We start from the raw sequence: 25,402 nt of genomic DNA, 5'->3' as shown, positions 1-25,402 counted from the left end.
GTAGCGCGACGCTCCAGCTTAGGTGCCGTGGCTGGGTGGTTTCATACGCCAGAAGTCATTGGCGGGGGAACTCTGCGACGGCTGCATAATCGCGAGATCTCGCGATGTTTCCCAAGCTTTCAATCGGGCCTGATGAAAGCGCGAGGCTAGATGGCCCCCTCGCCCCAACCCTCTCCCCGGAGGGGAGAGGGAGAAGTGTGGTGCACCGCTCCGTAGGTTTGTCGCGCACAGGGTGCGCTCCCACAGACAAGCAGCTGCGGCAGACGTAAGTAGGGATGTCTAAAGCCGACGCGCAGCGAGGCCCCGCTCTAAGTCCTCAGCGATTCGGGCGCGTTGCGCAGCGCATTGAGGTACCCGCTGTGTACCCTCGGAGGTTGTCCCGCAACGACGCGCCTCGAGCGTTCGGGCTTATCCCAGCACGATGCTGCGGGCGTTATCAGGCCATTTTCTTTGGGTTACTTTTCTTTTGGGCCAGCAAAAGAAAAGTGACTCGAGCGCCGGCAGGCGATCGAAACGCCCGCCGCGTAGGCGGCACGCTGGCGGCAGCGCGACAATAGTGGCGCACCGCTACTGGATGACTAGCCATTCGGCTGTTGAAGAGCGCCTCCGGCCTACGCCGGAATGACGACTTCACCCCCAGGCGATCACTCCAATCGCCCCCAACGCCAACACCACACCCCCCGCATTAACCCAACTCAAGCGCTCACGGAATGCCACCGTGCCAACCACTGCCCCCAACGCCACCACCCCCAGATTCATACTGGCAAACACCAGCGACGGATGATCCGGCAACGCCTGATGCCCCCGCACGTAAAACACGATATTGCCAAAGTTGGCCAACCCCAACAGCAACCCCGCCACCGCATCGCGCAACGTGAAAAACGTGCGGTCATGCCAGCGACGCCACAACAGGATCGCCAGCGACACCACCAGCGCCAGAGCGAACATCGCCTGCAATGAAGCTGCAAACGGCGTACCCGCAGCCGCCACACGCTTGAACAGAATATCGATCGCGCCAAAACCCGCGAACACCACCAGCGGCCAAAGCCAGCTACGTTCACCCTCGCCGTGAGTGGCAGCCGATCCGCGCCACACCATGCACGCAAGCGCGACCAAACCTATCGCGATGCCAAAACCTTTGCCCATACTCAGCGTTTCGCCGAACAGCAGGAACGCCGCCAGCAGGGAAATCAGCAGCGACAGGCGCTGCGCTGCGTCCGTGCGCACGATGCCGGCGCTGCTCACCGAGGCGGCAAGCGCCAGAAAGATCAACGGCAACAGCAGGCCCAACCCGACAAAGCCCAGCCAGGGCGCCTGCGCGCTGGACAACACGGTTAACGAAGGGCGAAACACCAACATCGTGAGCGCACTGGTGGCGACGTAGTTCCAGGCGATCGCCTGTCCGACATCCACGGACAGTCGGCGGGAGAGCTTCAGCAAGACCGACACCAGTACGCTGCAGACCACGCTCAGCAACACGTAAACCATGAAGATTCCTTGTGGGCGACACGGCGGTTCCGCTCCGCCGATATACCCGGTGTAGATGTCAACTTTCCTGCGGTGCGCCAGCCGCACCGGCGACGCTCACCGTTGCAGGGCGAATCGCTCGCGGTAGCGTGCCGGGCTCAGCTGCAGGTGCTGTCGGAAATGGTGACGTAGGGTATCCGCACTGCCGAATCCGCACACCTCGGCCACGCGGTCCACGCCCATCTCGCTGCCCTCCAGCAGCTCACGCGCGCGCCCGAGGCGCTCATGCGTCAACCACTGCTTGGGCGAGCATCCGGTGGCTTCCTCGAAGCGCCGCAAGAGCGTGCGCTCGCTCATGCGGGCGCGCTCGGCCAACACTGCCACAGGCTGTGGCTGGTCGAGGTGGCGACGCATCCACTCCAGCAGTTTGCCCAGTCCCGCGCCCTGCGCCGGCATGGGCGACTGGATGAACTGTGCCTGCCCGCCATCGCGATGCGCCGGCACCACCGCACGACGCGCGACGCTATTGGCCACTTCCGCGCCATAGTCCCGGCGAATCAGGTGCAGCGAAAGATCCAGCGCCGCCGCGCTGCCTGCCGAGGTGAGCAGCTGACCCTCGTCGACATAGAGCACATCCGGCTCGATGCGGATGCGCGGATAGCGCTCGGCCAGGGCCTCGGCATAGCGCCAATGCGTGGTCGCGCGACGATCATCGAGCAGTCCCGTGGCGGCAAGCACGAACACGCCCGAGCAATACGACAGCAAGCGCGCGCCGCGCGCATGCGCCGCACGCAGAGCCTCAAGCAGCGGCTCGGGTGGCGCCGCGTCGATGCCTCGCCAACCCGGCACGATGATGGTGCCGGCGCCAGCGAGCGCCTCGAGGCCACCATCGGCCAGCACGCGCAAGCCGCCGGCCGCGCGCATCGGGCCGCGGTCCACCGCGCACAGCCGAAAGTCGTACCAGTCGGCCAGTTCGGGGCGCGGCAGGCCGAACATCTCCACGGCGATGCCGAACTCGAAGGTGCACAGCCCGTCGTAGACCAGGGCCGCCACCTGCCGGTTGGGCGGACCGGACAGGCGTCCGGATCGTTTTGGCGGTTTCTTCATGGTGACTGGCATTCTTGCCAATGTCGGCGTAGCGCGCCAGTGCCGATACTGACGCTGTCTTTCCACTGGAGTGATTCCATGAGCAGCGTGGTGCAACGTGTCTCCCCCGCCGCCAGCGATGAAGCGCTGGCGCATTTCCAGGCCCGGCTCGGCTTCGAGACCGATTGTGCCGACGTCTATTACGCGACCCACCATGAAGCGAAGGATTTCGTGCTGCTGGACGTGCGCACGCCAACGCTCTACGCCGCCGGTCACGTGCCGGGTGCGCTCAACCTGCCCACCCGCATGATCAGCGAGCAGCGCCTGGCGGAATACTCGCCCGACACGCTGTTCGTCGTGTACTGCGCCGGCCCGCACTGCAACGGCGCCAACAAGGCGGCGGTGAAGCTCGCGCAACTTGGCCGTCCGGTGAAGGAGATGATCGGCGGGCTCACCGGGTGGATCGATGAAGGCTTCGGCCTCGAGCGTTGAGATGCAGCACGACGTCAGAATTCGCCGGGCGCATGCTCCGGATGTGCCCGAGCTCATGGCGATCTGCGCCGAGCACGCGGATTTCGAACGGCTGCCACATGTTCCCGGCGAGCGCGCCGCAGCGCTTGCCGACGCCCTCGATGGCGATACGCCTCGGCTGATGGCGTGGCTCGCTTGCATCGGCGACGCCGTGGTGGGTTATGCCAGTGCGACGGTCGATTTCTCCACGCTTGATCGTGTCAGTTATCTGCACATGGATTGCCTCTATGTGCGCGCGCCATGGCGCAACCATGCGATCGGACGCCAGCTATGGGAGCACGTGATCGCCCACGCATCAGCGCAGCGATGCGCATCCGTGCAATGGCAGACGCCCGCCTGGAACGATGGAGCAGCGCGTTTTTACCGAAGGCTGGGCGCCAACGAACATGCCAAGCTGCGCTACGTGTTGCCGCTGGACGGCGCATGACGTCGCGGAGCTGCCGCAAGCTACTCTGGCATCATCGGCAATATTGCGAAGTGGAGTTCCCATGCTGGATCTACGACCGACCTGCGAGCATTGCAACAAAGCGCTGCCACCGGCATCGACGGAGGCCATGATCTGCTCGTTCGAATGCACCTACTGCAGCGACTGTGTCGAGCTGTTGCAGAATGTCTGTCCGAACTGCGGCGGTGGATTCACGCCGCGGCCGGTGCGCCCCGCGCGGGACTGGAAGAACGGCAATTCGCTGTCACGCTACCCCGCAACAACGCAGGTGACGCATAAGCCCGTGGACCTGGCCAGGCATGCCGTGCTGGTGGCCCAAGTGAACCACCGCGCACCCGCGCAACGCTGATAGATCCGGTTCCGGCCAGCGACGCCTATTCGCGTGCAGCCAGCGCGCGATTCACGCGCAGCGCCAGCAAGGTGCACACCACACCCGAGAGCAGATAGGCACTGACCGCCGCCAGGCCGAAGCGCATCGACAAACCCAGCGCCACCAGCGGTGCAAAGGCCGCACCGATCAACCATGCCACGTCGGTGGTCAGCGCGGCGCCCGCATAGCGCAGACGCACCTCGAAATTCGACGTCACGCTGCCGGCCGCCTGCCCATACGAGAAGCCAAGCAGGAGGAAGCCCACGATGATGAAGGCGTCCTGCAATTCCTTGCCGCCGTCCAGCATCCACGGCGTGGCCAAGGCGAACAGACCGATAAGGCCCGCCGCCACACCAAGCGTGGTGCGCCGGCCGATGTGATCGGCCACGTAGCCCGACATCACGATGCCGAAGATGCCCGCCACACCGCCGAAAATCTGGATCAACAGCACGGAATCCACCGCCTGCGAGTTTTTGAGCACGATCCATGACAACGGGAAGATCGTCACCAGGTGGAACAGCGCGTAGCTGGCCAGCGCCGCGAACGCGCCGATGAAGATGTTGTAACCCTGCGTACGCAGGATTTCACCGATGCCCACGGGTTCAAGTTCACGCTCTTCCATGGCCACCGTGTATTCCTCGGTCACCACCAGGCGCAGGCGCGCAAACAGCGCCACCACATTGATGGCGAACGCCACGAAGAACGGATAGCGCCAGCCCCAGTCGATGAAGTCGCCCTCATCCAGGCTGGCATGCAGGAACAGGAACAAGGCGCTGGCCACGATGAAGCCGATCGGTGCGCTCAACTGACCGAGCATGGCGTACCAGCCGCGTCGCTCCGGCGGCGTGTTGAGCGCCAGCAGCGAGGGCAGGCCATCCCACGATCCGCCTTGCGCAATGCCTTGCAGCAGACGGAACAGGATCAGCAGTCCAATCGCCCAGTTGCCGATCTGCTTGTAGCCCGGCAGGAAGGCAATGCCCGCGGTCGCGCTGCCCAACAGGAACAACGCGATAGTGAGCTTGGTGCCGCGACTCCAGCGCCGCTGGAAACCCATGAACAACGCGGTGCCGAACGGTCGCGCGATGAAGGCCAGTGAAAAGACCGTGAAGGCGTAAAGAATGCCATCCAGGTGACTGGCGAAGGGGAACAGCACCGAGGGAAACACCAGCACGCAAGAAATACCGAACACGAAGAAGTCGAACTGTTCGGAGGTGCGGCCGATGATCACGCCAATGGCGATCTCGCCTGGCGCCACCTTGGCACGTGCATGCAGCCGCCCGATGTCTTCCGCCGTGGTAGCCGGGGCGCCGCCGTGATCAGGGAAGGTGCTTGACATAGTCATTACTCACAAAGAAGGAATATGTCGCGGCCACACTATGGCACCGCCACGCCTCTCGCGTCACTGGGAATATGGCCTGTTCCTGTTTCGCGCCGAACGGCGTACCGTTTTCCACACTGGTTGCGCCGTCGGTCATGTCTATGAAGCTGCTGCGTGGACTGCTTGTCTCCGTCGTCTTCCTGCTTGCGGGTTGCCAGACCGTATTGATGGCGCCGTCCGGCGACCTCGCCGTGCAGCAGCGCGATCTGATCATCACGTCGACATTGTTGATGCTGTTGATCATCGTGCCGGTCATCGTGCTGACGCTGTTTTTCGCCTGGCATTTCCGCGCATCCAACAAGAAGGCTCACTACGATCCCGAATGGGATCACTCCACCATTCTCGAGCTGCTGATCTGGGCCGCACCGCTGCTCATCATCATTGCGCTTGGCGCGATCACCTGGGTGAGCACGCACAAGCTCGATCCCTATCGCCAGCTCGAACGCATCAGCGCCAATCGCCCGGTACCGGCCAATGTACGGCCCTTGCAGGTGAACGTGGTCGCGCTCGACTGGAAGTGGCTGTTCATATACCCGGAGCAAGGCATTGCCACCGTGAACGAACTGGCCGCGCCGGTGGATCGTCCGATCCAGTTCAAGATTACGGCGTCCACGGTGATGAACTCGTTCTTCATACCCGCGCTCGCCGGCCAGATCTACGCCATGCCCGGCATGGAAACGCAGCTGCAGGCGGTGATCAACGCGCCGGGCGAATTCAAGGGATTCTCCGCCAACTACAGCGGCAACGGTTTCTCGGGCATGCAATTCGTCTTCCACGGCGTGACGGAGGAAGGCTTTGCGCAGTGGGTGGCGAAGGCGAAGGCCAGCGGCGGCGATCTCAATCGTGATGCCTATGTGAAGCTCGCGGCGCCCAGCGAGTACGACCCGGTGAAGTATTACGCCACGGTGGAGCCCGGCCTTTACCGCGCCATCCTCACGCACTGCGTGGACCCGGAGAATCCCTCGTGCATGACGCGCATCGACCTGAGCCCGCACGAGACCAGTGAAGGCGCTGCCGTGTCTCCCCCCGGCCAGGCCAGCGGCATGGCCGCCATGGCAACCCATCCCCACTCCGACTGATCCGGTGGTGTCCACGATGCTTTCCCATCCCGACCTAGCCAAGCTGATCTTCGGACGACTGTCGATCGATTCGTTGCCGCTGCACGTGCCCATCGTGATGTGGACGTTCGTGGTGGTAGCCATCGGCGCGCTCGCGCTGCTCGGCGCCATCACGTACTACAAGCTGTGGGGCTACCTGTGGCACGAATGGTTCACCAGCATCGACCACAAGAAGATCGGGATCATGTACATGATCCTCGGCTTCGTGATGCTGCTGCGCGGCTTTTCGGACGCGATCATGATGCGTGGCCAGCAGGCCGTGTCGTTCGGCGCATCGCACGGGTACCTGCCGCCGGAACACTACGATCAGGTATTCACCGCGCACGGCGTGATCATGATCTTCTTCGTCGCGATGCCGATGGTGACGGGGCTGATGAACTTCGTGATGCCGCTGCAGATCGGTGCGCGCGACGTGGCGTTTCCCTTCCTCAACAACTTCAGTTTCTGGATGACGGTGGCCGGCGCGATGCTGGTGATGAGTTCGCTGTTCATCGGCGAATTCGCGCGCACGGGCTGGCTGGCCTATCCACCGCTGTCCGATATCGTGTCCAGCCCTGACGCAGGTGTCGACTACTACATCTGGGCGCTGCAGATAGCCGGCGTCGGGACCTTGTTATCGGGCATCAACCTGCTTGTGACCATCGTGAAGATGCGCGCGCCAGGCATGACGCTGATGAAGATGCCGGTATTCACGTGGACGGCGCTGTGCACCAATGTGCTGATTGTCGCCGCCTTCCCCGTGCTTACCGCCGTGTTGGCCATGCTTGCGCTGGACCGCTATGCGGGCACCAACTTCTTCACTACCGAGCTTGGCGGCAACGCCATGATGTACGTGAACCTGATCTGGATCTGGGGCCATCCGGAGGTCTACATCCTGATCCTGCCGGCCTTCGGCATTTTCTCGGAAGTCACCGCCACCTTCAGCCGCAAGCCGCTGTTCGGCTATGCATCGATGGTGTACGCCACGGTGGTGATCACCGTGTTGTCGTACCTGGTATGGCTGCATCACTTCTTCACCATGGGTTCGGGTGCGAGCGTCAATTCGTTCTTTGGCATCACCACCATGATCATCTCGATCCCCACGGGCGCGAAGATCTTCAACTGGCTGTTCACCATGTATCGCGGCCGGGTGGAGTTCGAGTTGCCGATGATGTGGACGGTGGCCTTCATGGTCACCTTTGTGATCGGCGGCATGACCGGCGTGCTGCTGGCGGTGCCACCGGCGGATTTCTCGCTGCACAACAGCCTGTTCCTGATCGCGCATTTTCATAACGTGATCATCGGCGGCGTGCTGTTCGGCCTGTTTGCCGGCATCACGTATTGGTTCCCCAAGGCGTTCGGCTTCAAGCTCGATCCGTTCTGGGGCAAGTGCTCGTTCTGGTTCTGGGTCTCGGGTTTCTACTTCGCCTTCATGCCGCTCTATATGCTCGGCCTGATGGGCGTGACGCGCCGCCTGAGCCACTTCGACGATCCGTCCCTGCAGATCTGGTTCCTGGTCGCCGCGTTCGGCGCCTTCCTGATCGCGCTGGGCATTGCCTGCAACATCATCCAGTTCGTCGTGAGCTTCAAGCATCGCGAAGCGCTGCGCGACGTCACCGGCGATCCATGGGGCGGACGTACGCTGGAATGGTCCACCTCTTCGCCGCCGCCGAAGTACAACTTCGCCTTTACGCCACGCATCCATGACCACGATGCGTGGTGGATGATGAAGAAGTATCGCTGGCAGCGTCCGCTGAGCGGCTACCTGCCGATCCATATGCCGCACAACACCGGCGCCGGCTTCATGATGGCCGCGCTGAGCTTCGTGTTCGGCTTCGCCATGATCTGGTACATGTGGCTGCTGGCGATCGTGGCGTTCGTGGCACTGCTGCTGGTGGCGATCGGCCACACGTTCAATTACGACCGCGAGTACTACATCCCGGCTGACGAAGTCAGCCGCATCGAACAGTCCCGCACGGATCTATTGGCCAGCCATGTCTGATATGACCTCTTCCATGACACCGGGCAGCGGCGGCCGCACGGAGCAGCTGCTGTTCCACGAGTCGGCCGATGTCCATCCGGCCAACGGCACGCTCCTGGGTTTCTGGATCTACCTGATGAGCGACTGCCTGGTCTTCGCCTGCCTGTTCGCCGCCTATGGCGTGCTCGGGCGCGAGTACGCGGGCGGACCGACTGCGCAGGAAGTGCTGGAGCTGCCCGCAGTCGCCGTGAACACCACGCTGCTGCTGCTTTCGTCCATCACCTACGGTTTTGCCGTGCTGGCCATGCAGCGCAACCGGCAGAACCCGATGCTGGTGTGGCTGGTCATCACCGGTTTGCTGGGCGCGGGATTCATCACGCTGGAGCTGCGCGAGTTTGCGCATCTGATCTCCATCGGTGCGGGGCCGCAGCGCAGCGCGTTTCTTTCCTCGTTCTTCACCCTGGTGGGGACGCACGGCCTGCACGTGACCTGCGGCCTGATCTGGATGGTGGTGTTGATCACGCAGGTACTGCGCAAGGGCTTGATCACTGCCAACAAACGACGCCTGTTGTGCCTGTCGATGTTCTGGCACTTCCTGGACGTGGTGTGGGTCGGCGTCTTCAGCTTCGTCTATCTGATGGGAGTGCTGCCATGAGCGCGCATGACGAACTGCACGCCCACGACGACGGTCACGGTCACGACGACGACCTGGGCATCCATGCCACTTTCAGCGGCTACATGACGGGCTTCGTGCTGGCAGTGATCCTCACCGTCATTCCGTTCTGGCTGGTGATGGCGCATGTGATCACCAAGTCGAGTACGGCGGCGGTGATCATTCTTAGCCTGGCAGCCGTGCAGATCGTGGTGCACATGATCTACTTCCTGCACATGAACGCGAAATCGGAAGGCGGCTGGAACATGCTGGCGCTGGTGTTTACCATCGTACTGGTGGTTATCACGCTGAGCGGGTCGATCTGGATCATGTATCACCTCAACAGCAATATGATGCCCTCGATGATGGATCCGTCGAACCTGCCCTGACGATCCGCACCTCACATCCGATACGTGAATCCCGATGAGTGTTGTTGAAGAACCGGGCCGCCGACCGCGCGGCCCCGTGGCTCTGGCTTTGCTGACCCTCTTGGGCGTGTTGCTGTTTGCCAGCTTCGTGGCCCTGGGCACCTGGCAGGTGTATCGGCTGGGCTGGAAGCGCGACCTGATCGCGCGGGTGGATGCACGCGTGCACGCCGCACCCGTGGCCGCGCCCGGGCCCGCGCAGTGGGGTGAGGTGAATGCGCAGTCGTCGGAATATCGCCATGTCCAACTGCACGGCAGGTTTCTGCATGACCGCCAGACCCTGGTGTGGGCAGCCACCGATCTGGGCAGCGGCTACTGGCTGGTCACCCCGTTGCAACAAGCCGACGGCTCAGTGGTGTTGGTCAATCGTGGCTTTGTACCGGCGGACTGGTGCGGGCTCAAAGGCAGCTGCGCGGCAGCGCCCGACGGCGACGCCAGCGTAACGGGACTGCTGCGCATCAGCGAAGCGCCGCGGCCGTTCCGCCACAACGATCCGGCACGCAACAACTGGTATACGCGCGATGTGGCGGCGATCGCCGAGGCGCGCGGACTCCAGGATGTGGCGCCGTATTTTGTGGATCAGGACGCTGCGCCGGGCACGCTCGATGTTGGCAAGCCCGCGTGGCCGCAGGGTGGGCTCACGGTGATCTCCTTCCCCAACAACCACCTGAGCTACCTGATCACCTGGTATGTGCTGGCGTTGATGGTGCTGGGGGCGGGGATTTTTGTGGCGCGGGATGAGAGGCGCCTGCGTGAACGCGGATGATGTGTGGGAGCGCACCCTGTGCGCGGCGGCCGTGCGTCGCAGGACGGCGCAGCGCCTGTCGCGCACAGGGTGCGCTCCCACAACACACGGACCCGCCTACATCTTCAGGAACGACTTGCCCTGCTTGAGCACGGTGTCGCACACCTTGGTGGTTATCTGCGATTTCAGATCGCTGGAACCCCCACCCACGCTGTTCAAGTCCATGCTCTGGCCGTTGCTGCCCTGCAGGATGCCCTTGGCGCCGCTGAGGTAACCGGGGTCATTCGTTGCGCTGCCCGTGCTGGCGGTACTGGTATCGGAGGATTTCTTCTTGCTGCCAGTGAGCTGGCCGAGCATGTCGCTGGGGTTCGAACCGGTGTTGGTGCTGGTCGCCTGGGTACTCGAACCGCCGCCGAGCTTGCCCATCAGCTGGTTCTGGATGCCCGCGGCGCCGGAATCGCCGCCCAGGAAGTTGTTCTTCATGCAGTATTGAAGGAGGCCGGCCACGTTGCCCATGCTGCCGGACGTCATGGAGCCGCCGCCGGGAATCATGCCGCCGAGTTTGCCCAGATCCTGCGCGCCGCCCGTGCTGCAAACCAGGCTCAGGCCGATGGCCACGCAGACTGTTCCGATGCTGCCGATGCGCTTGTTCATGTGTATCCCTCCGTCAGGTGCCGGCATTCAACACCCCGCGCCGTTACGACCGCGTAAGCGGAACGCAGGGATCGTACGTTTCCTACAAGAACGCGCGCCGCGATGTAGGCCCACGTACCATGGGCATGCGCCCCAACCCAACGATGGAAGACGTTTGATGAAACGACATGTAGTCCTTGCCTTGACGATCACGCTGCTCGCCGGTTGCGCCAGCTCGGGCAGCCTGCGCAATTCAAAGCCTACGGCGTCCTATGCGGGCCCGGGCAGCGCGGCGGACATCGCCTCATGTATCTCGGGCGCCTGGGCCAGCAAACCCGTGCACCTGGAGTCGTACGTGCTCTATACCGGCACGACCATCGAAATCCACAAGACCGAGAACAGTCCCACCATCGCCTTGGTGGATATCAAGCCGGTAAGCGACCACACCGTGGCCACCTACTACTCGAACTTCGATGAAGACGACACCTGGTACTTCCAGCAGGTGCAAGATTGCGTGGACCACACGCCGGCGCCGGCGCCGTAAGCACCTGGGCGGCGATCCACGTCCCGGCCGCGGATCGCCGCCGTTCAGTCAGAGGCGGCGAAACACCAGGGACATGGACGCCCCCAGTCCGTCGCGCGGTGTACGCACTACGGTGAGCGAGTAGCCGGCCCCGTCGGCGAGTGCACGGTCGATCTTCATGCCGCCATCGACGTGGCTGACCGGCGCATCAGCCTTCAGCGATGCGCTGACCTGGGCGAAAGCCGCCGGCGCCAGCACCAGCTCGGTCACCGAGCGTGCGCGTTCCAGCCACAAGGCATCGGACATGGCGTCGTCGCCGGCCACCCACAGGCGGGCGGAGAGCATCGAGGTCACGCATCCCGTGCTGGCCACGCGCAGCACGTCGCCGTTGTCATACATCACCGTGGCGCGGGTAGCGGTGGGGTCGAGCACCACCGACTGCACGCCGGCCGTCGCCTTCAGATGGGCGATATCGATAGTGAGCGGACGAATCGGGCAACCCACCGACGCATCGTCTGCGCTTGCCGGGCCGGACAGGCCCAACCCCAGCGTTGCCAACAGCAACGCACCAACCAGCACCACCCTGCGCATCGAGACTCCCCCCCGGAGATCGGTGAAGGGCCCACTTTGACATGATGGGGCAGGAGCCGCCAACGGCTCCTGCCTCGCGATGGTTCAGCGCAGGGCAGCGGCTTCGCGGGCCAGTGCTTCGATGCCGGCCCAGTCGCCGCCGTGCAGCTTGTCGGCAGGTGTAAGCCATGAACCGCCCACGCAGACCACGTTCGGCAAGGACAGGAAGTCCGGCGCACTGCTCAGGCTGATGCCGCCCGTGGGACAGAACTTCACCTGCGGCAGCGGGCTCGCCCAGGCGGCCAGCAGTTTATGGCCGCCGGCCGGCACGGCCGGGAACAGTTTCAGAAAGCGATAGCCGCGCTCGAGCAGGGTCATCACTTCGCTCGCCGTGGCAGCGCCTGGCAGCAGCGGCAACTCGCTGTCGTCCGCCGCGTCCAGCAGACCCGGTGATACGCCCGGCGACACCGCAAAGGTCGCGCCGGCCTTGTGCGCCGCACGCAGATCCTTGGCGCTGAGCACCGTACCCACGCCGACGACGGCGCCTTCCACTTCGTTGGCGATCGCCTTGATCGCGTCGAGCGCCGCAGGCGTGCGCAGCGTGACTTCAATCGCCGGAATACCGCCCGCCACCAAGGCGCGGGCCATGGGCACGGCATGACGCGCGTCTTCGATGATCACCACGGGTACCACTGGCGCGAGACGCAGCGTGGATTCGACCTGCTTTTGCTTGTTTTCGATGCTCATGGCGTTCCGTGAATGCAAGAAAGAAGATGACCGCGGATCAGAACACGCCCGCGCCGAGGTCGGCCGTGGTGGCGTTGCGGCGGAACATGCCGAACAGTTCGCGACCCAGGCCGAACTGATGCGCCGACAGGTCGGCCGTGGCCGGCACGCGTGCAGCGAACTCGGCCGCATCCACCAGCACATCCAGCAAGCCATGCACGGCATCAAGGCGCACGATGTCGCCGTCGCGGATGCGCGCGATGGCGCCCTGGTCCTGCGCTTCGGGCGTCACGTGGATGGCCGCCGGCACGCGGCCGGAGGCGCCCGACATGCGGCCGTCGGTCAGCAGGGCTAGGCGATGGCCGCGATCCTGCAGTACCGACAACGTGGGCGTGAGTTTGTGCAGCTCCGGCATGCCGTTCGCCTGCGGTCCCTGGAAGCGCACCACGGCGACAAAGTCGCGATTGAGGTCGCCGCGCTCGAAGGCCTTGCGCACGTCGTCCTGGTCGTGGAACACGATGGCCGGCGCTTCGATGACGAGGCGATCATCCGGCACCGAAGACACCTTGATCACCGCGCGACCAAGATTGCCGGTCAGCATGCGCAGGCCGCCGTCGGCGCGGAACGGCTCGTCCGCGCCACGCAGCACGCCGCGATTGCCGCTTTCCTTGGACACCGGCGTCCACGCCAGCGCGCCGTGCTCGTCAACATGCGGCACCTGGGTATAGCCGTCCATACCGGTGCCGAACACCGTGCGCACGTCGGCATGCATCAAGCCGTGGCTCAGCAGCTGGTCGATCAGGAAGGCCATGCCGCCGGCTTCGTGGAACTGGTTCACATCGGCGTAGCCGTTCGGATAGACGCGCGCCAGCAGCGGGATCACCGAGGACAGCGCGTCGAAATCATCCCAGCGCAGTTCGATGCCTGCAGCACGAGCGATGGCCACCAGGTGCAGCAGGTGATTGGTCGAGCCACCGGTGGCATGCAGGCCGATCACGCCGTTGATGATGGCGCGCTCGTCGATGATGTGACCCAGCGGCAGATACGACGAACCCGGCGCGCTCAACTCGGCCACGCGATGCACGGCTTCGCGGGTGAGCGCGTCGCGCAGCGGCGTATCCGGGGCGACGAAGCTGGAGCCGGGCAAATGCAGGCCCATGATCTCCATCAGCATCTGGTTGGAGTTGGCGGTGCCGTAGAAGGTGCAGGTGCCGGCCGCGTGATACGAGGCGGCTTCGGCTTCCAGCAGCTCGGCCTTGGTGGCCTTGCCCTCGGCATAGGCCTGGCGCACCTTGGATTTCTGCTCGTTGCTGATGCCGCTCGGCATCGGCCCGCTCGGCACGAAGATGCCGGGCAGGTGGCCAAAGCTCAGCGCACCGATCAGCAGGCCGGGCACGATCTTGTCGCAGATGCCCAGGTACATCGCGCCGTCGAACATGTCGTGGGAGAGCGAGATGGCCGTGGCCATGGCGATCAGGTCGCGCGAAAACAGCGACATCTCCATGCCCGCGCGGCCCTGCGTGATGCCATCGCACATCGCCGGCACGCCGCCGGCCATCTGGGCGGTGATGCCCGCTTCGCGCGCCACGTTGCGGATCAGCTCCGGATAGCGCTCATACGGCTGATGCGCCGAGAGCATGTCGTTATACGAATTGACGATGGCCAGATTGGGCGTGTGGCCTTCGCGCAGGCGTTCCTTGTCGGTGGTGCCGCAGGCGGCGAAACCGTGGGCCAGGTTGCCGCACGACAGCCGCTCGCGATGCACGCCGTTGCCGCGCGCCGCATCGATGCGACGCAGGTACTCGGCGCGCGACTCGCGGCTGCGCTCGCGCAAGCGTTCGGTGACTTCGACAAGAACGGGGTGCAGCACACTCATTTCGAACTCCGGTAGCAGCAGGCGACGCGCTGATCAGCGCATCGATTCGTCGGGCAACGCCGTGGATGCCTCAGGGGCACCAATAAACGGCGACCGGCACACGTTGCTGGGTCAGCACCGAGCGCACGGGGAAATTCGCGGCCTCGCCAAGGCCAAGTCGCGCGTCAGCCAGCAGCTGGCGCTTGGTGTCGCCTTCGATATGCAGGTACAACGCGCGCGTATCGAGCAGGGCGGACAGCGTGAAGGTAATGCGTGGTTCGCCGGCGCCCGCTGCGCGCATCGGCAGCACGCGTGTGGCGTTGTTCAGATCCAGCGCTTCGGGGAGGCGGTCGCCGCCCGGAAAGAACGAGGCCGTGTGGCCGTCATTGCCCATGCCCAGGATCACCGCATCGAAGGGCAGCTCCAGCGAGGCCATGCGTGCGCGCACCGCGGCAAGGCCCGCTTCGGGCGTTGGTGCATCGGTGTACAGCGGCACGAACTGCGCACTGCTGGCCGCGTGCTGCAGCAGCATGCCCTTCACCATCGCCGCGTTGGAGCGCTCGTTGCTCTCAGGCACCCAGCGCTCGTCGACGAGGGTCACGCTGACCTTCGACCAATCCAGCGTCTGGCGCGAAAGCTTCTCGAAGAAATGTCTGGGCGTGCTGCCGCCGGAGACCGCGAGCAGCGCGTGTCCGCGTTCGGCGATACCGTCGCGCAGGCGATCGGCGATGCGTTCGGCCAGCGCGGTAGCCAGTGCGTGGCAGTCGGTGAAACTATGGGTGGTGACGTCGAGAGTGTCAGGCATGATCGATGAAGGATGCGAGCTGCGCGGGAGCACACGCGCGGCGAAAAGAAGAGGCGGACGGCAAGTCTAAAAACCGCTCCGCGATGCACAGGTGAAGTGCCCGTGCATCGCGCGCGTTCAAGCGAAACGCCGACTTATTCACCGTCCTCGTACCAGGTACGGCCATCGCGCTCGATCAGCGCTACGGCCGCGCTCGGGCCCCAGGTGCCCGACGTGTAGGGGCGCGGCGCCTCGCCGCTGTCCGCCCACGCGGCGAGAATGGGATCGGCCCAGCGCCATGCCGCTTCCACCTCGTCGCGTCGCATGAACAGCGTGGGATTGCCGCGCACCACGTCGAGCAGCAGGCGCTCGTAGGCATCGGGCTGCTGCACGCCGAACGCTTCGGCAAAGCTCATGTCCATCGGCACGTGACGCAGGCGCAGGCCGCCCGGTCCCGGATGCTTGATGGTGAGCCACAGCTTGATGTCTTCGTCCGGCTGCAGCCGCAACACCAGGCGGTTCTGCACCAGCGGACCGGCGGACGGATCGAAGATCGAATGCGGCACGGCCTTGAAGACCACCGTGATCTCGGAGACGCGCTCCGGCAGGCGCTTGCCCGTGCGCAGGTAGAACGGCACGCCGGCCCAGCGCCAGTTGGCGATCTCGGCCTTCACCGCGACAAAGGTCTCGGTGTTGGACTTGTGGTCCTTCAATTCGTCCAGATAGCCCGGCACCGCCTGGCCTTCGGCCGAACCTGCGCGGTACTGGCCGCGCACGGTGAGCTGGGCCGCATTGCCTTCGTTGATCGGCTTGAGCGAACGCAGCACCTTGAGCTTTTCGTCGCGCACCGCGTCGGGCGCCAGCGAGGAGGGCGGCTCCATCGCCAGCATGCACAGCAGCTGCAGGATATGGTTCTGCACCATGTCGCGCAGCGCGCCGGCATGGTCGTAGTAGCCCGCGCGCTGGCCGACGCCGAGGGTTTCAGCCACGGTGATCTGCACATGGTCGATGTGCTCGGCATTCCACAGCGGCTCGAACAGCGCGTTGCCGAAGCGCAACGCCAGCAGGTTCTGCACCGTTTCCTTGCCGAGGTAGTGATCGATGCGGAAGGTCTGCGATTCGTCGAAGAAGCGGCCGACGTCGTCATTGATCTGGTTGGCGCTCTTCAAGTCGTGGCCGATGGGCTTTTCCAGCACCACGCGCGACTTGCCCTTGTTGAGGTCGTACTTGCCCAGCCGGTTGCAGATATCGACGAACAGGTCCGGCGAGGTGGACAGGTAGAACACGCGGATGCGCTCGGCGTCCTTGCCCATCAGCTTGGCGAAATCGTCCCAGCCATCGTCCTTGCGGGCATCGAGCGAGCGATAGCCAACCAGCTTGAGGAAGTCTTCGACCTTGCCGCTGCCGTTGTTCTTCAGCACGGCGCGCAGATTGTCGCGATAACCCTCGTCGTCCAGCCCTTCGCGGGCGATGCCGATGATGCGGCTGTCGTCGGGAATCTGACCGTCCACGTAGCGGTGGTAGAGCGCTGGCAGGAGCTTGCGCAGGGCAAGGTCGCCGGTGCCGCCGAAAATCACCAGGTCAAAAGTCTCGACCGGCTGGGGAGAAGCAGTCACTTCAGTCACCTCAAGGCGATGCGGGGAGCGGGAGCGTGGCATGCATACCACGTCGATTGCCCGCTGATCGTACCAGTGACATACCAGACAACACCAGTTCCCCTGAGACACCTCGGGAAGCTGCGCTGGGCAAGGATTCGCCAGCGAAATTGGTACCACCCGCAAGGCCGCGAAAAAACAACTGATTGCCAGATTGGTATGGTCATTGGTATCGTTCCGGTATGGAAACCGCCCTCGTCAACGAATACCGCCGGCTCAGCCGCGACCCCGCCACCAGCCAGCCGCTGGCGTATCTGCGTCTGCGCCGGGCCATTCGCAACGTGGTCGAGCACCGCGATATCGAACCCGGCCAGGCGCTGCCGAGCGAGCGCGATCTCTCCCGCCTGCTGCAGCTGTCGCGCGTGACCGTGCGCAAGGCGATCTCCGGCCTGGTCGAAGAAGGCCTGCTCAACCAGCGCCACGGCGCGGGCACCTTCGTGGCCGAGCGCATCATCAAGCCAATGTCGCGGCTCACCAGCTTCACCGAAGACTTGCGTGCGCGTGGTCTCAATCCGCGCTCGGAATTTTCCGAACGCATCATTGGCGAAGTGACGCCTGAAGAATCGATGGCGCTCAATCTGTCGCCGGGCGTGCTGGTGGCCCGCCTGCATCGCGTGCGCTACGCCAAGGAAGAGCCGCTGGCGATCGAGCGCAGCGTGGTGCCGGCCAGCATTCTGCCGGACCCGACCATCGTGCAGGACTCGCTGTACGAGATCCTCGAAACGCTGGGCGCCCGGCCGCGTCGTGCGCTGCAACGCCTGCGCGCCGTGTCGCTCGGCGCGCAGCAGGCCCGCCTGCTGCATGTACCGGCAGGCAGCGCCGGCCTCAACATTGAACGCCGCAGCTTTCTCGATGACGGCCGCGTGGTGGAATTCACCACCTCGTGGTATCGCGGCGACATCTACGACTTCGTGGCGGAATTGCAGACGGATTGACGGGGCCGATCGACGACTGCTGTGCCAGCCATTCGGGCCAGCCGTCCAATGAGCGCGTGGCGCGAGCACTCAACGAACGCCACCGCTATCTCATCGCCTGTCGAAAGCAGGCGTGGGGCGCTCGATAAGAAGACTCTGCGGGTGGTCGCCGTGCAAGCCATCCCATGCGACGGCCATGATGATTATCGACTGTCCTGGGTAGCTCGAACCGCCGGCCGCTCGCAGCGACTTTGCGCTTTCGTACCCGCGTCGTAGACACCAAAGTCTCCGGCCTTGAGGACGGCTTGCGCTCTGCCGATATCCCACCTGGGCAGGCCTGGTTGGTTTTCGACGTACCAGCGGACACCGATGGATCGTAGTTGTCCACAAGCTTCAGCCCACGAGCCGGCCGCCTCGACCTGGCCCATGTCTGCACTTCGCTGGGCTGCTATCGCGGCATAGTTGCCGCCTTGCTTTTCAAGCAGCTCCACGCGACCGATGTAAGCGGCGATATCGGAAACGCTGACCAGCTCGGTCTGCCGGCTCATGACGTAGCCTCGCATGGCCTGGCCACCCATGATCAATAGATCACCGGGTTCGGCATGGCCGTGCAGATACGCGCCGGCTCGCGCGAGACCTGGTTCGTTGGGCGACTGGTAGAACTTGCTGGCCCAGGGTATGTATCGCCCGTCAGGGCGCCCCGGCTCGGCCTCGCGCCCTAGCACCATCACCAGTGCGATGACGATGGCGAACACGGCGAGTGCGATGCGCTCGACGCCTACATGAGTCCAACGAACGTAGGTGACCAGCTGCAACGCGCGCGCGACACTCCATCCGCCGACGGCGGCGTACAGAAGCAGGAAGTGTCGATGCTTCAATTCAGATGCGTCCGTGTTGAGCCACGTGGGCGCCAGCAGGATCAATAGCGCGTAGGAGCCACATAGCGCCCACGGAAACCAGTCGAATATCTCCCACCTGTGGGCGCGGGTCCATAGCACCGAGACGACCGGCAGCATGACGCTGAATCCAGCCAGGCCCAGCATCAGAGCGAGCACGACCACGAGCACCAACTGCAATGCCGTGGGCATCCACGATTCCTGTTGGTGATAGAAATCCAGGAATCGCGGGGGGCCGAATCCAAGCGCTTCTTTGACGTAGCGCAGGGAATGCAAGAGTTCACGCAAGTCCGCTCGCCAGGCCAGAAGTGCGACGGCGCCGAAAAACAGCAGCCCGAAACACCCCAACACCACCGGCCAATCCCTGCCACTTGGCGATCGTCGTATGGCCAGCAACCACATGCCGGCCATCGCAGGCGCAAGGAGCACAAACATGTGAAGCCGGATCATCGACACCGACGCCAACAGGAAGAGCGCAAGCACGTGCGGCGCCCAGCGCCGCGTGTTGACGCCCTCACGCAGGCACAAGGCCGACAACATGCCTGCGCCGATGGCATATCCCGATCCCGGCGCGGCATAAAGCAGCCAATGGAATCCATAGAATCCGTTGTGCATCCAGTAGCGCGATGGATCGGGGAGACATGCGATACAGAGCAAGGCGATCAACGCAATGGCCCGCCCGGATAATTGGGCGACCAGCGCATAGAGGCCCAGGCCACCCACCAGCAAGCTGAGTGGCTGCATGGTTGCCAGCGCCAACCCCAGTCCGGGCAGCCCCGAAGAAGGCTGCAGGCCCGCGGCCAGCATGTATGAGCCGTAGTGGTAAGGCGGCCTGTGTACGTTGGCCAGCAAGATGTTGCCCTGCCCGATCGCCAGCGGATCGCCGAAGGAGGCGATCGTGGTGCCATGGACGAAATAGTCGCTCCAAGCCGGCATCGAGGCGTCCTGGAGCGCGGCTGGCAGGAATGCCGCCATATCCTTGCCGAAGTATGCAATCAACAGGGACAAGCCTGCCGTCGCGCCCACATCGATCCAGGCCACCGATGCCGGTTCGAAACGACGCAGCCGAGGAAACGCCAGCCAGATGGCCACCAGGCATGCGGCCCATATCAGGAACGCCTGCTGGGCCACGACATTGAACAACTCGGCGATTGCCAGCATGGCCAACATCGCCGCTGACGCGCCCACAACGAATGCCGCGGGGATCGCGGCAACGGCTGTTACACCAGCCAGGCCAAGCAACCACAGGCCGGACGCCGTCACCACGGCGATCCCGAACAGCGGCGCGGCCATCTGGTAGATGCCGGGATGCGTGCCGGCAAGCACCAGCAAGACGTCCACCAGCAGCGTGACGGTGAGGACGAAGACAAATCCAGATTGCCAGCCTGACGAACGAGAGCGATTCATGGACAAACGTAAGCTTCCCAATGGTGGCAACCGGCGCGTGCAGGCGTTGAACGATTCCGACGTGCCGCAACTCATTTTAAGGCAGTCCAGCCTATATTCTGAGTATGGCGCGGCGGAAAAGAAGGTCGGGGCTGTTGCGGCCCAGCTGTTTGGTTGACTATACGAGCCCGCAAGCAGACACCGACGGGTGCCCTGCCACTCGATCAGAACCTATGCAGTTCGCACTTGGAACACGCATCCATGCAGGTGGAAAAATTCAAACCGATCGCGGTGGCCCCACCGTCTGCCCGCCCATGGCTTTTCAGGCTGAGGTGTATCGTCGACCTTCAGCTAGGCACGATCGTCGCCCATCTGCGCCCATTGATGAGCCATTTGCACGGCCGCGTACTGGATGTGGGGGCCGGGGAATCACCGTGGAAGGAGTGGCTGCCGACAAGCGCCACCTATCAGGGCATCGATATTGGCAACGCATCGGAGTTCGGCATGCACCCGAACCGCCAAGACATCGTCTACTACGATGGCGGAGTGATGCCCTTTGACGACGCCACGTACGACAGCGCCCTGTGCATCGAGGTATTGGAACACACGGATGATCCGGACCTGTGTCTGGCCGAGATCGCACGCGTGCTTCGTGACAACGGCTCGCTGCTGTTGAGCGTTCCGTGGTCCGCAAGGCGGCACCATATTCCCCATGATCATCACCGCTTTACCCGAGAGCGCCTGGGCATCTTGCTGGAGCGACATGGCTTTGAAGCGATTTCCATCGACGAGCGCGGCAACGACATTGGCGCCATCGCGAGCAAGCTGATTGTTCTCACCCTGCGCCTTGTCCCTAGGCGACTTGCATGGGATGCGCTTTGGACGACACCGCTCGCGCTGTTGTGCGCACCGCTGTCGGCGATCTTCCTCGTGGCAGCGCACGTTTCCGACGCGCTAGGCCTGGGCTCGAAAGAAGACCCGTTGGGTTACTTTGCACAGGCGCGCCGCGCGCCGCGCTGACGCCCTCAAACATCGCGGGGCAACGCTAGGCCGTCATGCCTGGCTTGTTTCTAAACACCAGCCTGGACAACAGCAGATAGGACAGCGCCGCCATGAAGGGCGCCAGGCAGGCCTGGCTCAAGATGAGGTTCTTGATGAAGTGGTTCACCCAACCTATGAGCTCGAGATTGGTGTAATAGGTGAACACGTAAACCGCTACAAAGCCTGGCAGCCTCGCGGTCGACAGGTCGAGAAAGACAAAGCGACCCGTCGTGAAAAAATTGAACAGCACGCCCGCGACGTTGCCGCCCAGCAACGCCAGCCACGCCGGACTATGCAAGAGCACGAATGCCGTATACACGGCGAATCCGAACAAAGTGTTCAAGCCGCCAACCAGCAGGAATTTGCCGAAACGCTTCCACTCCATCACACCGGTGTCCACCCTATCGTGCCGCCGGCTTGAAGCCGACGGCTGCAGTATTGCCGACATTGAGTGAAAGCTTGGCGTTGCTCAGTCCCAGTCCCGACAGTGTCGATTGGCAGGCGCCCTTGAGGCCGGACGGCAGGGGCAAGAGGCGGCTCCAATAGCGCAGGGAATAGCGATTGGCGAATGGCTTGGCTTGCACGTCCACGAAACCGGAATGCTCCAGCAATGCCTTTATTCCTGCTCGCGAGAACAGTTGCATGTGTTCGATGTCGACGATGGGCGAACGACGACCCAGCAGGCGATTGACCGGGCTTCGGAAGTCGTGGGTCACCGTGAGAAATGCACCGCCGGGTCTCAATAGCCTCAGCACCGATTCGCTGATGTCGCCCGGCTCGCGCACGTGCTCAAGCGTCATGAAGCAACAGACCAGATCGAACGATTCCGGCGCGTAGTCCTGCTCGGCGAAGATGCCCTCGCGCAGCCATGGTTTCCTATGCTCGGGTGCAGCCGCCATTGCCGCGGTCGATGGCTCAATCCCTATGACGCGTTGAAAGCCCAAGTGGGACAAGGCTTCCAGAAATACGCCCGTGCCCGTACCAATCTCCAGCGCATCGCCCTTCCCAATGCTTTCCAACACGCCGGCGAAGGCACTGATATAGCTCTTGGAGGCGTCGTTGGCTTCCTCGCTACTGTCGTAGTCCGCAGCATGGTAGGCCTCTGCGAGGGCTCCCTGCGAGGGCGGCCTGTCCACATAGGCGACGTCGCACTGAGGGCAGCGAAGCATCTGGTGGCACAAATACTCCGGCGCCTTGCGCGACGCGAAGCTGTACGCATTGAGCCGGGAGGCGTCCAGTCGCTCCTCCAGGAAGACCTGCGGTCTCTCGGGAAACTCGCGGCAAACGGGGCACGGACGGCTCTGGCGGTCGTCGAGCCGCGTGTCATTCTGGAGAGGGGAGTTCTGTTGCATGGTCATGCACCTTTTTCGGACAACGGCGGGCGCGCCGTCAGTCCTCGCGTCCGCGTTGCTGTGCGGGACCACTGGCTTGATCGGTAACCACACCATGGCGAATAAGCGCGGCACGGATCAACCGTGGCCGGCCCTTGACCTCGATCATGATCTTGCCAATGTATTCGCCGACCAATCCGAGGCCGAACAGATTCAAAGAGCCGAACATGAGCACGCTGATAAGCAGTGTGGTAATGCCTCGCGGCGCAATGTCCGGCCATATGATGCGCAAGACCGCCACCGTAAGGGCCGCGAGGATCGAGAGCGCCAGCAGAACCAGGCCCGTCGTCGTCAGCAGTGTCAATGGCACATTGCTGAATGAGAAGATGCCCTTTTTCGCCCAGTCTATGTTTTTGGACAACGTGTTGGTGGTGCGCCCAAACATGCGCTCGGGTCTCACGTAGTCGACGCCCGTCTGCCTGAAGCCGACATAGGCACGCAGACCGCGCATGAACAGGTCGCGCTCCGTGCATGCCAACAGCCATTTGACGACCTTGCGATCGATCAGGGAGAAATCGCCTGCATCCAGCGGGATCTTGACGTAACTGAAGGCGGCGAAGACGCGATAGAAGGCCTTGTAGAGCACTCCCCAACGCCATGGCATTTCGCGCTGAACGCGACGCCCATAGACAACGTCGTAGCCCTTTTCCCATTCGGCGTAGAACGACTCGATGAGTTCGGGCGGGTCTTGCAGGTCGCCGTCCAGTAGCACGACGGCATCCTTTGAGGCGAGTTCCATGCCACTGCGAAATGCCATCTGCGAACCGAAGTTGCGCGAATGGGTGATGCCGATAACGTGCGGGTCTGTTTCTGAAAGTACCCGGATCTGCTCAGCACTGGCGTCCGGACTGCCATCGTTGACGAAGATAATCTCGTAGTCGATGCCCAGCTTGACGAAGGTGTCGGTCAAACGGCGATGCATGAAGGGGATGGCAGGTTCGTCCTTGTAGCAGGCGATGATGGCCGAGACCGAGCGGCGTCTGCCTTGGGTGGCCTGCTTGGATCGTGCCTGCAGCTCCTCGTCGGTTAGGCTGCGAACCCAACGAGCGGTATCGACCAGGCCATCTTCGAGCGATGTTTCCGCGCGCCAGCCTATCAACTGTTCGGCCTTTGCGGGGTTTGAATACCAGTCGGAGAGGTCCCACGTGCGGCCTTCCATGGTTCCAAACGACGGCAATGCCTCGATCGAGAAGAGCTTGCGCGTGGTCTGGGCAAGGCCCTCGATGGTGACTTTCTTCCCAGTGCCGATATTCAAACTCTCACCGTACAGCGACGGGTTCATCTTCGCGGCGGCGAGCACAAAAGCGGCACAGACGTCGTTCACGTGAACGAAATCGCGCGATGTACGAGCGTCGACGAAGGGAGGCAACTCCCCCGAGATCGCCTTGCGCAGGAGGTTGGGAATGAGCCGAGAGCTGTCTTCAAGCGGCCCGTAAACAGAATACAGACGTAGGTTCACGCACGGGAATGCCTGCATTTTTCCCATGTATTTCAGGTATTCGGATACGGCCGCCTTGGACACGGCGTAATGGCTGTTCGGCGAGCGAGGTCCATCCTCTTCCGGCGCAGCGCTATGCGTACCGTATTCGGACGACGTGCCTGCGTGCACAAACGCGGCGATGGACCGGGTCGACAGCAACTCCACCAGCAAAGCGATGGAATTGAAATTCGTCTGATAAATGAGTTGCTGATTCTGTTCGAAAGAATAGGCGCCGTATGCGACGCAGTCGAAAACCGTGCGTGGCGTCGTGCGATCGATCAAATGTCGAACCGCTGCAGGATCCACCAGATTGGCGGCAACGATATTGCCGTCGGGCACGTTCTCCAGGCGCCAGTTCTTCTCGCGCTGCACGACGGCGTAGACGTCCGATCGCACGGCTCGGATAGCATGGAAAAGATTCGCGCCGACGAATCCGGTTGCCCCTGTGACAATGATGGGGCCAGCGAGTGCGCGGATATGCTGGGTCAGGTCGGTCATGAGCGCTGCTGGAAGGTGTCGATGGCGTTGATGAGGCTCTGGGGATCCAGCCCGGATTGCTTGCGCAAGTAAGCCTGGGAGCCGTAGCGGGGGTAGTGGTGTGCACGTGCGCATAGATGCCGTATGCGAGCGTTGGTGCCTTCGCGGAGCAGATGCAGTGCAAACTCTGCCGCGAAACTTCCGCGCTCCACGTGCTCTTCGGCAATGCAGACCGCGCGATGCCCGTCAATCTGCTTCATCAGGACAGAAGGCGGCAGATTCAGCGACAGCGGCAGCTCGGACAATGCCCAGAGATTTGGGCGTAGTGGCTCGGCCATCTGTTCGAGCGCCTCGATATAGGTACCGGCGAGCGGACCGACGGCGATGATGGGAATGCCGCCACCCTTAGTCAGCTGTCGCCAAGGCGCATAGGCGGGTACTTCGAAACCGCTCGGTGGTTCGCCGCGCCCAAGCCTGATGTACGTGGCCAGGCGACTTTGGCCAGCGCGTTCGATCACCTCGCCGACATCCTGATCGAAAACAGGAATGAGGGCCTGGATGTTGGGGAGGGTCAAGAGCACGCCATAATCCTCGATGGCATGGTGTGTGGGACCCATGACGCCGTAACCGTACCCGCCACCGTTGCCGATCAGGCGCACTGGCAGGCCATGGAAAGCGATGTCATTGCGGATTTGCTCGAACGGTCGTGCATAGCAGAACGGTGCAATGCTGTAGACCCAGGCATCGAGTCCCTGCCGCGCGAGCGCGGCGGACACCGAGATCATATTTTGCTCGGCCACGCCCGCGTTGATGAAGCGTCGCCCCAATGCCTGCTGCAAGGGCTCCAGCGCCATGAATCCCAGGTCTCCGGTCAGGAAAACCATGTCGGGCCGT

General features: G+C 63.2%; 26 protein-coding genes. 12 read left to right on the top strand and 14 right to left on the bottom strand.

Annotation, left to right across the window (positions count from 1 at the left end):
• Positions 1–630: 630 nt before the first annotated feature.
• Positions 631–1,488 (bottom strand): EamA/RhaT family transporter, encoded by an 858-nt coding sequence (locus AB4Y82_RS05760; RefSeq protein WP_441602135.1) that lies wholly within the window; start codon positions 1,486–1,488, stop codon positions 631–633.
• Positions 1,489–1,584: 96 nt separating this feature from the next.
• On the bottom strand, positions 1,585–2,574 hold the full coding sequence (ftrA, locus tag AB4Y82_RS05755) for a transcriptional regulator FtrA (RefSeq protein WP_441601899.1): 990 nt from the start codon (positions 2,572–2,574) through the stop codon (positions 1,585–1,587).
• Positions 2,575–2,652: 78 nt separating this feature from the next.
• Here ftrA and AB4Y82_RS05750 point away from each other — a divergent pair, with 78 nt between their 5' ends.
• The 3 genes from AB4Y82_RS05750 (at position 2,653) to AB4Y82_RS05740 (ending at position 3,878) form a co-directional block, all read left to right on the top strand.
• Positions 2,653–3,045 carry a rhodanese-like domain-containing protein gene (locus AB4Y82_RS05750; protein ID WP_441601898.1) on the top strand — a complete coding sequence of 131 codons (393 nt, stop codon included), beginning with the start codon at positions 2,653–2,655 and terminating at the stop codon, positions 3,043–3,045.
• Between the two features lies 1 nt (position 3,046).
• Positions 3,047–3,511, top strand: coding sequence for a GNAT family N-acetyltransferase (locus tag AB4Y82_RS05745; RefSeq protein ID WP_441611156.1), 465 nt, complete (start codon positions 3,047–3,049; stop codon positions 3,509–3,511).
• A 61-nt stretch (positions 3,512–3,572) separates the two neighbouring features.
• A complete protein-coding gene (locus AB4Y82_RS05740; RefSeq protein WP_441601896.1) occupies positions 3,573–3,878 on the top strand; it encodes a DUF1272 domain-containing protein in 306 nt (101 codons plus the stop codon).
• Between the two features lie 25 nt (positions 3,879–3,903).
• Here the strand turns inward: AB4Y82_RS05740 and AB4Y82_RS05735 are convergent, their stop codons facing one another.
• Entirely contained in the window at positions 3,904–5,235 is a 1,332-nt protein-coding gene (locus tag AB4Y82_RS05735; protein ID WP_441611155.1) for an MFS transporter, read from the bottom strand.
• Between the two features lie 137 nt (positions 5,236–5,372).
• On the opposite strand from AB4Y82_RS05735, the gene cyoA reads away from it, so the two are divergent.
• The 5 genes from cyoA to AB4Y82_RS05710 are packed head-to-tail and all read left to right on the top strand — an operon-like array spanning position 5,373 to position 10,198.
• Positions 5,373–6,356 carry a ubiquinol oxidase subunit II gene (cyoA, locus tag AB4Y82_RS05730; protein WP_441601894.1) on the top strand — a complete coding sequence of 328 codons (984 nt, stop codon included), beginning with the start codon at positions 5,373–5,375 and terminating at the stop codon, positions 6,354–6,356.
• Positions 6,357–6,402: 46 nt separating this feature from the next.
• Positions 6,403–8,376, top strand: coding sequence for a cytochrome o ubiquinol oxidase subunit I (gene cyoB, locus AB4Y82_RS05725; RefSeq protein ID WP_441602134.1), 1,974 nt, complete (start codon positions 6,403–6,405; stop codon positions 8,374–8,376).
• A complete protein-coding gene (gene cyoC / locus AB4Y82_RS05720; protein ID WP_441601893.1) occupies positions 8,369–9,010 on the top strand; it encodes a cytochrome o ubiquinol oxidase subunit III in 642 nt (213 codons plus the stop codon). The genes cyoB and cyoC overlap by 8 nt, the downstream gene beginning before the upstream one ends.
• On the top strand, positions 9,007–9,396 hold the full coding sequence (gene cyoD, locus AB4Y82_RS05715; protein ID WP_441601892.1) for a cytochrome o ubiquinol oxidase subunit IV: 390 nt from the start codon (positions 9,007–9,009) through the stop codon (positions 9,394–9,396). The genes cyoC and cyoD overlap by 4 nt, the downstream gene beginning before the upstream one ends.
• A 34-nt stretch (positions 9,397–9,430) precedes the next feature.
• Complete coding sequence (locus tag AB4Y82_RS05710) at positions 9,431–10,198, top strand: SURF1 family protein (RefSeq protein ID WP_441601891.1); 768 nt, start codon at positions 9,431–9,433, stop codon at positions 10,196–10,198.
• Between the two features lie 96 nt (positions 10,199–10,294).
• On the opposite strand, the gene AB4Y82_RS05705 is transcribed toward AB4Y82_RS05710, so the two are convergent.
• Positions 10,295–10,831, bottom strand: a complete 537-nt coding sequence (locus AB4Y82_RS05705) for a DUF2501 domain-containing protein (protein WP_441601890.1) — start codon at positions 10,829–10,831, stop codon at positions 10,295–10,297.
• A gap of 157 nt (positions 10,832–10,988) precedes the next feature.
• Between AB4Y82_RS05705 and AB4Y82_RS05700 the strand changes: the two genes are divergently transcribed.
• The gene (locus AB4Y82_RS05700) at positions 10,989–11,354 is read left to right on the top strand and encodes a hypothetical protein (protein ID WP_441601889.1); all 366 of its coding nucleotides are present in this window, start codon (positions 10,989–10,991) and stop codon (positions 11,352–11,354) included.
• Positions 11,355–11,402: 48 nt separating this feature from the next.
• Here the strand turns inward: AB4Y82_RS05700 and AB4Y82_RS05695 are convergent, their stop codons facing one another.
• The 5 genes from AB4Y82_RS05695 to zwf form a co-directional block, all read right to left on the bottom strand.
• The gene (locus AB4Y82_RS05695) at positions 11,403–11,924 is read right to left on the bottom strand and encodes a hypothetical protein (protein ID WP_441601888.1); all 522 of its coding nucleotides are present in this window, start codon (positions 11,922–11,924) and stop codon (positions 11,403–11,405) included.
• Positions 11,925–12,008: 84 nt separating this feature from the next.
• Positions 12,009–12,650, bottom strand: coding sequence for a bifunctional 4-hydroxy-2-oxoglutarate aldolase/2-dehydro-3-deoxy-phosphogluconate aldolase (eda, locus tag AB4Y82_RS05690; RefSeq protein WP_441601887.1), 642 nt, complete (start codon positions 12,648–12,650; stop codon positions 12,009–12,011).
• Positions 12,651–12,687: 37 nt separating this feature from the next.
• Positions 12,688–14,505 (bottom strand): phosphogluconate dehydratase, encoded by a 1,818-nt coding sequence (gene edd / locus AB4Y82_RS05685; RefSeq protein WP_441601886.1) that lies wholly within the window; start codon positions 14,503–14,505, stop codon positions 12,688–12,690.
• A gap of 70 nt (positions 14,506–14,575) precedes the next feature.
• Positions 14,576–15,289, bottom strand: a complete 714-nt coding sequence (gene pgl, locus AB4Y82_RS05680) for a 6-phosphogluconolactonase (protein WP_441601885.1) — start codon at positions 15,287–15,289, stop codon at positions 14,576–14,578.
• A gap of 134 nt (positions 15,290–15,423) precedes the next feature.
• Positions 15,424–16,884 carry a glucose-6-phosphate dehydrogenase gene (zwf, locus tag AB4Y82_RS05675; RefSeq protein ID WP_441601884.1) on the bottom strand — a complete coding sequence of 487 codons (1,461 nt, stop codon included), beginning with the start codon at positions 16,882–16,884 and terminating at the stop codon, positions 15,424–15,426.
• Positions 16,885–17,105: 221 nt separating this feature from the next.
• Here zwf and AB4Y82_RS05670 point away from each other — a divergent pair, with 221 nt between their 5' ends.
• Complete coding sequence (locus AB4Y82_RS05670) at positions 17,106–17,858, top strand: GntR family transcriptional regulator (protein WP_121883188.1); 753 nt, start codon at positions 17,106–17,108, stop codon at positions 17,856–17,858.
• Between the two features lie 182 nt (positions 17,859–18,040).
• Here the strand turns inward: AB4Y82_RS05670 and AB4Y82_RS05665 are convergent, their stop codons facing one another.
• Complete coding sequence (locus tag AB4Y82_RS05665) at positions 18,041–20,140, bottom strand: hypothetical protein (protein WP_441611154.1); 2,100 nt, start codon at positions 20,138–20,140, stop codon at positions 18,041–18,043.
• Between AB4Y82_RS05665 and AB4Y82_RS05660 the strand changes: the two genes are divergently transcribed.
• Both AB4Y82_RS05660 and AB4Y82_RS05655 read left to right on the top strand, forming a co-directional pair.
• A complete protein-coding gene (locus tag AB4Y82_RS05660) occupies positions 20,139–20,297 on the top strand; it encodes a hypothetical protein (protein ID WP_441611153.1) in 159 nt (52 codons plus the stop codon). The genes AB4Y82_RS05665 and AB4Y82_RS05660 overlap by 2 nt on opposite strands.
• Before the next feature lie 68 nt (positions 20,298–20,365).
• A complete protein-coding gene (locus AB4Y82_RS05655; RefSeq protein WP_441601882.1) occupies positions 20,366–21,139 on the top strand; it encodes a class I SAM-dependent methyltransferase in 774 nt (257 codons plus the stop codon).
• A gap of 25 nt (positions 21,140–21,164) precedes the next feature.
• Here the strand turns inward: AB4Y82_RS05655 and AB4Y82_RS05650 are convergent, their stop codons facing one another.
• Genes AB4Y82_RS05650 through AB4Y82_RS05635 form a run of 4 tightly spaced genes read right to left on the bottom strand, consistent with a single transcriptional unit; the run spans position 21,165 to position 25,392 of the window.
• Positions 21,165–21,545, bottom strand: a complete 381-nt coding sequence (locus tag AB4Y82_RS05650; protein WP_441601881.1) for a GtrA family protein — start codon at positions 21,543–21,545, stop codon at positions 21,165–21,167.
• 16 nt (positions 21,546–21,561) lie between these two features.
• A complete protein-coding gene (locus AB4Y82_RS05645; protein WP_441601880.1) occupies positions 21,562–22,512 on the bottom strand; it encodes a class I SAM-dependent methyltransferase in 951 nt (316 codons plus the stop codon).
• A 37-nt stretch (positions 22,513–22,549) separates the two neighbouring features.
• Positions 22,550–24,529, bottom strand: coding sequence for an NAD-dependent epimerase/dehydratase family protein (locus tag AB4Y82_RS05640; RefSeq protein ID WP_441601879.1), 1,980 nt, complete (start codon positions 24,527–24,529; stop codon positions 22,550–22,552).
• Entirely contained in the window at positions 24,526–25,392 is an 867-nt protein-coding gene (locus AB4Y82_RS05635; protein WP_441601878.1) for a hypothetical protein, read from the bottom strand. The genes AB4Y82_RS05640 and AB4Y82_RS05635 overlap by 4 nt, the downstream gene beginning before the upstream one ends.
• Between the last annotated feature and the right edge of the window lie 10 nt (positions 25,393–25,402).

The sequence above is a fragment of the Dyella sp. 2YAF14 genome (assembly GCF_052114725.1).
Lineage (GTDB): Bacteria > Pseudomonadota > Gammaproteobacteria > Xanthomonadales > Rhodanobacteraceae > Dyella.
Note: the sequence above shows the minus strand (reverse complement) of the source record. Positions and strands in the feature narration are given on the sequence as shown.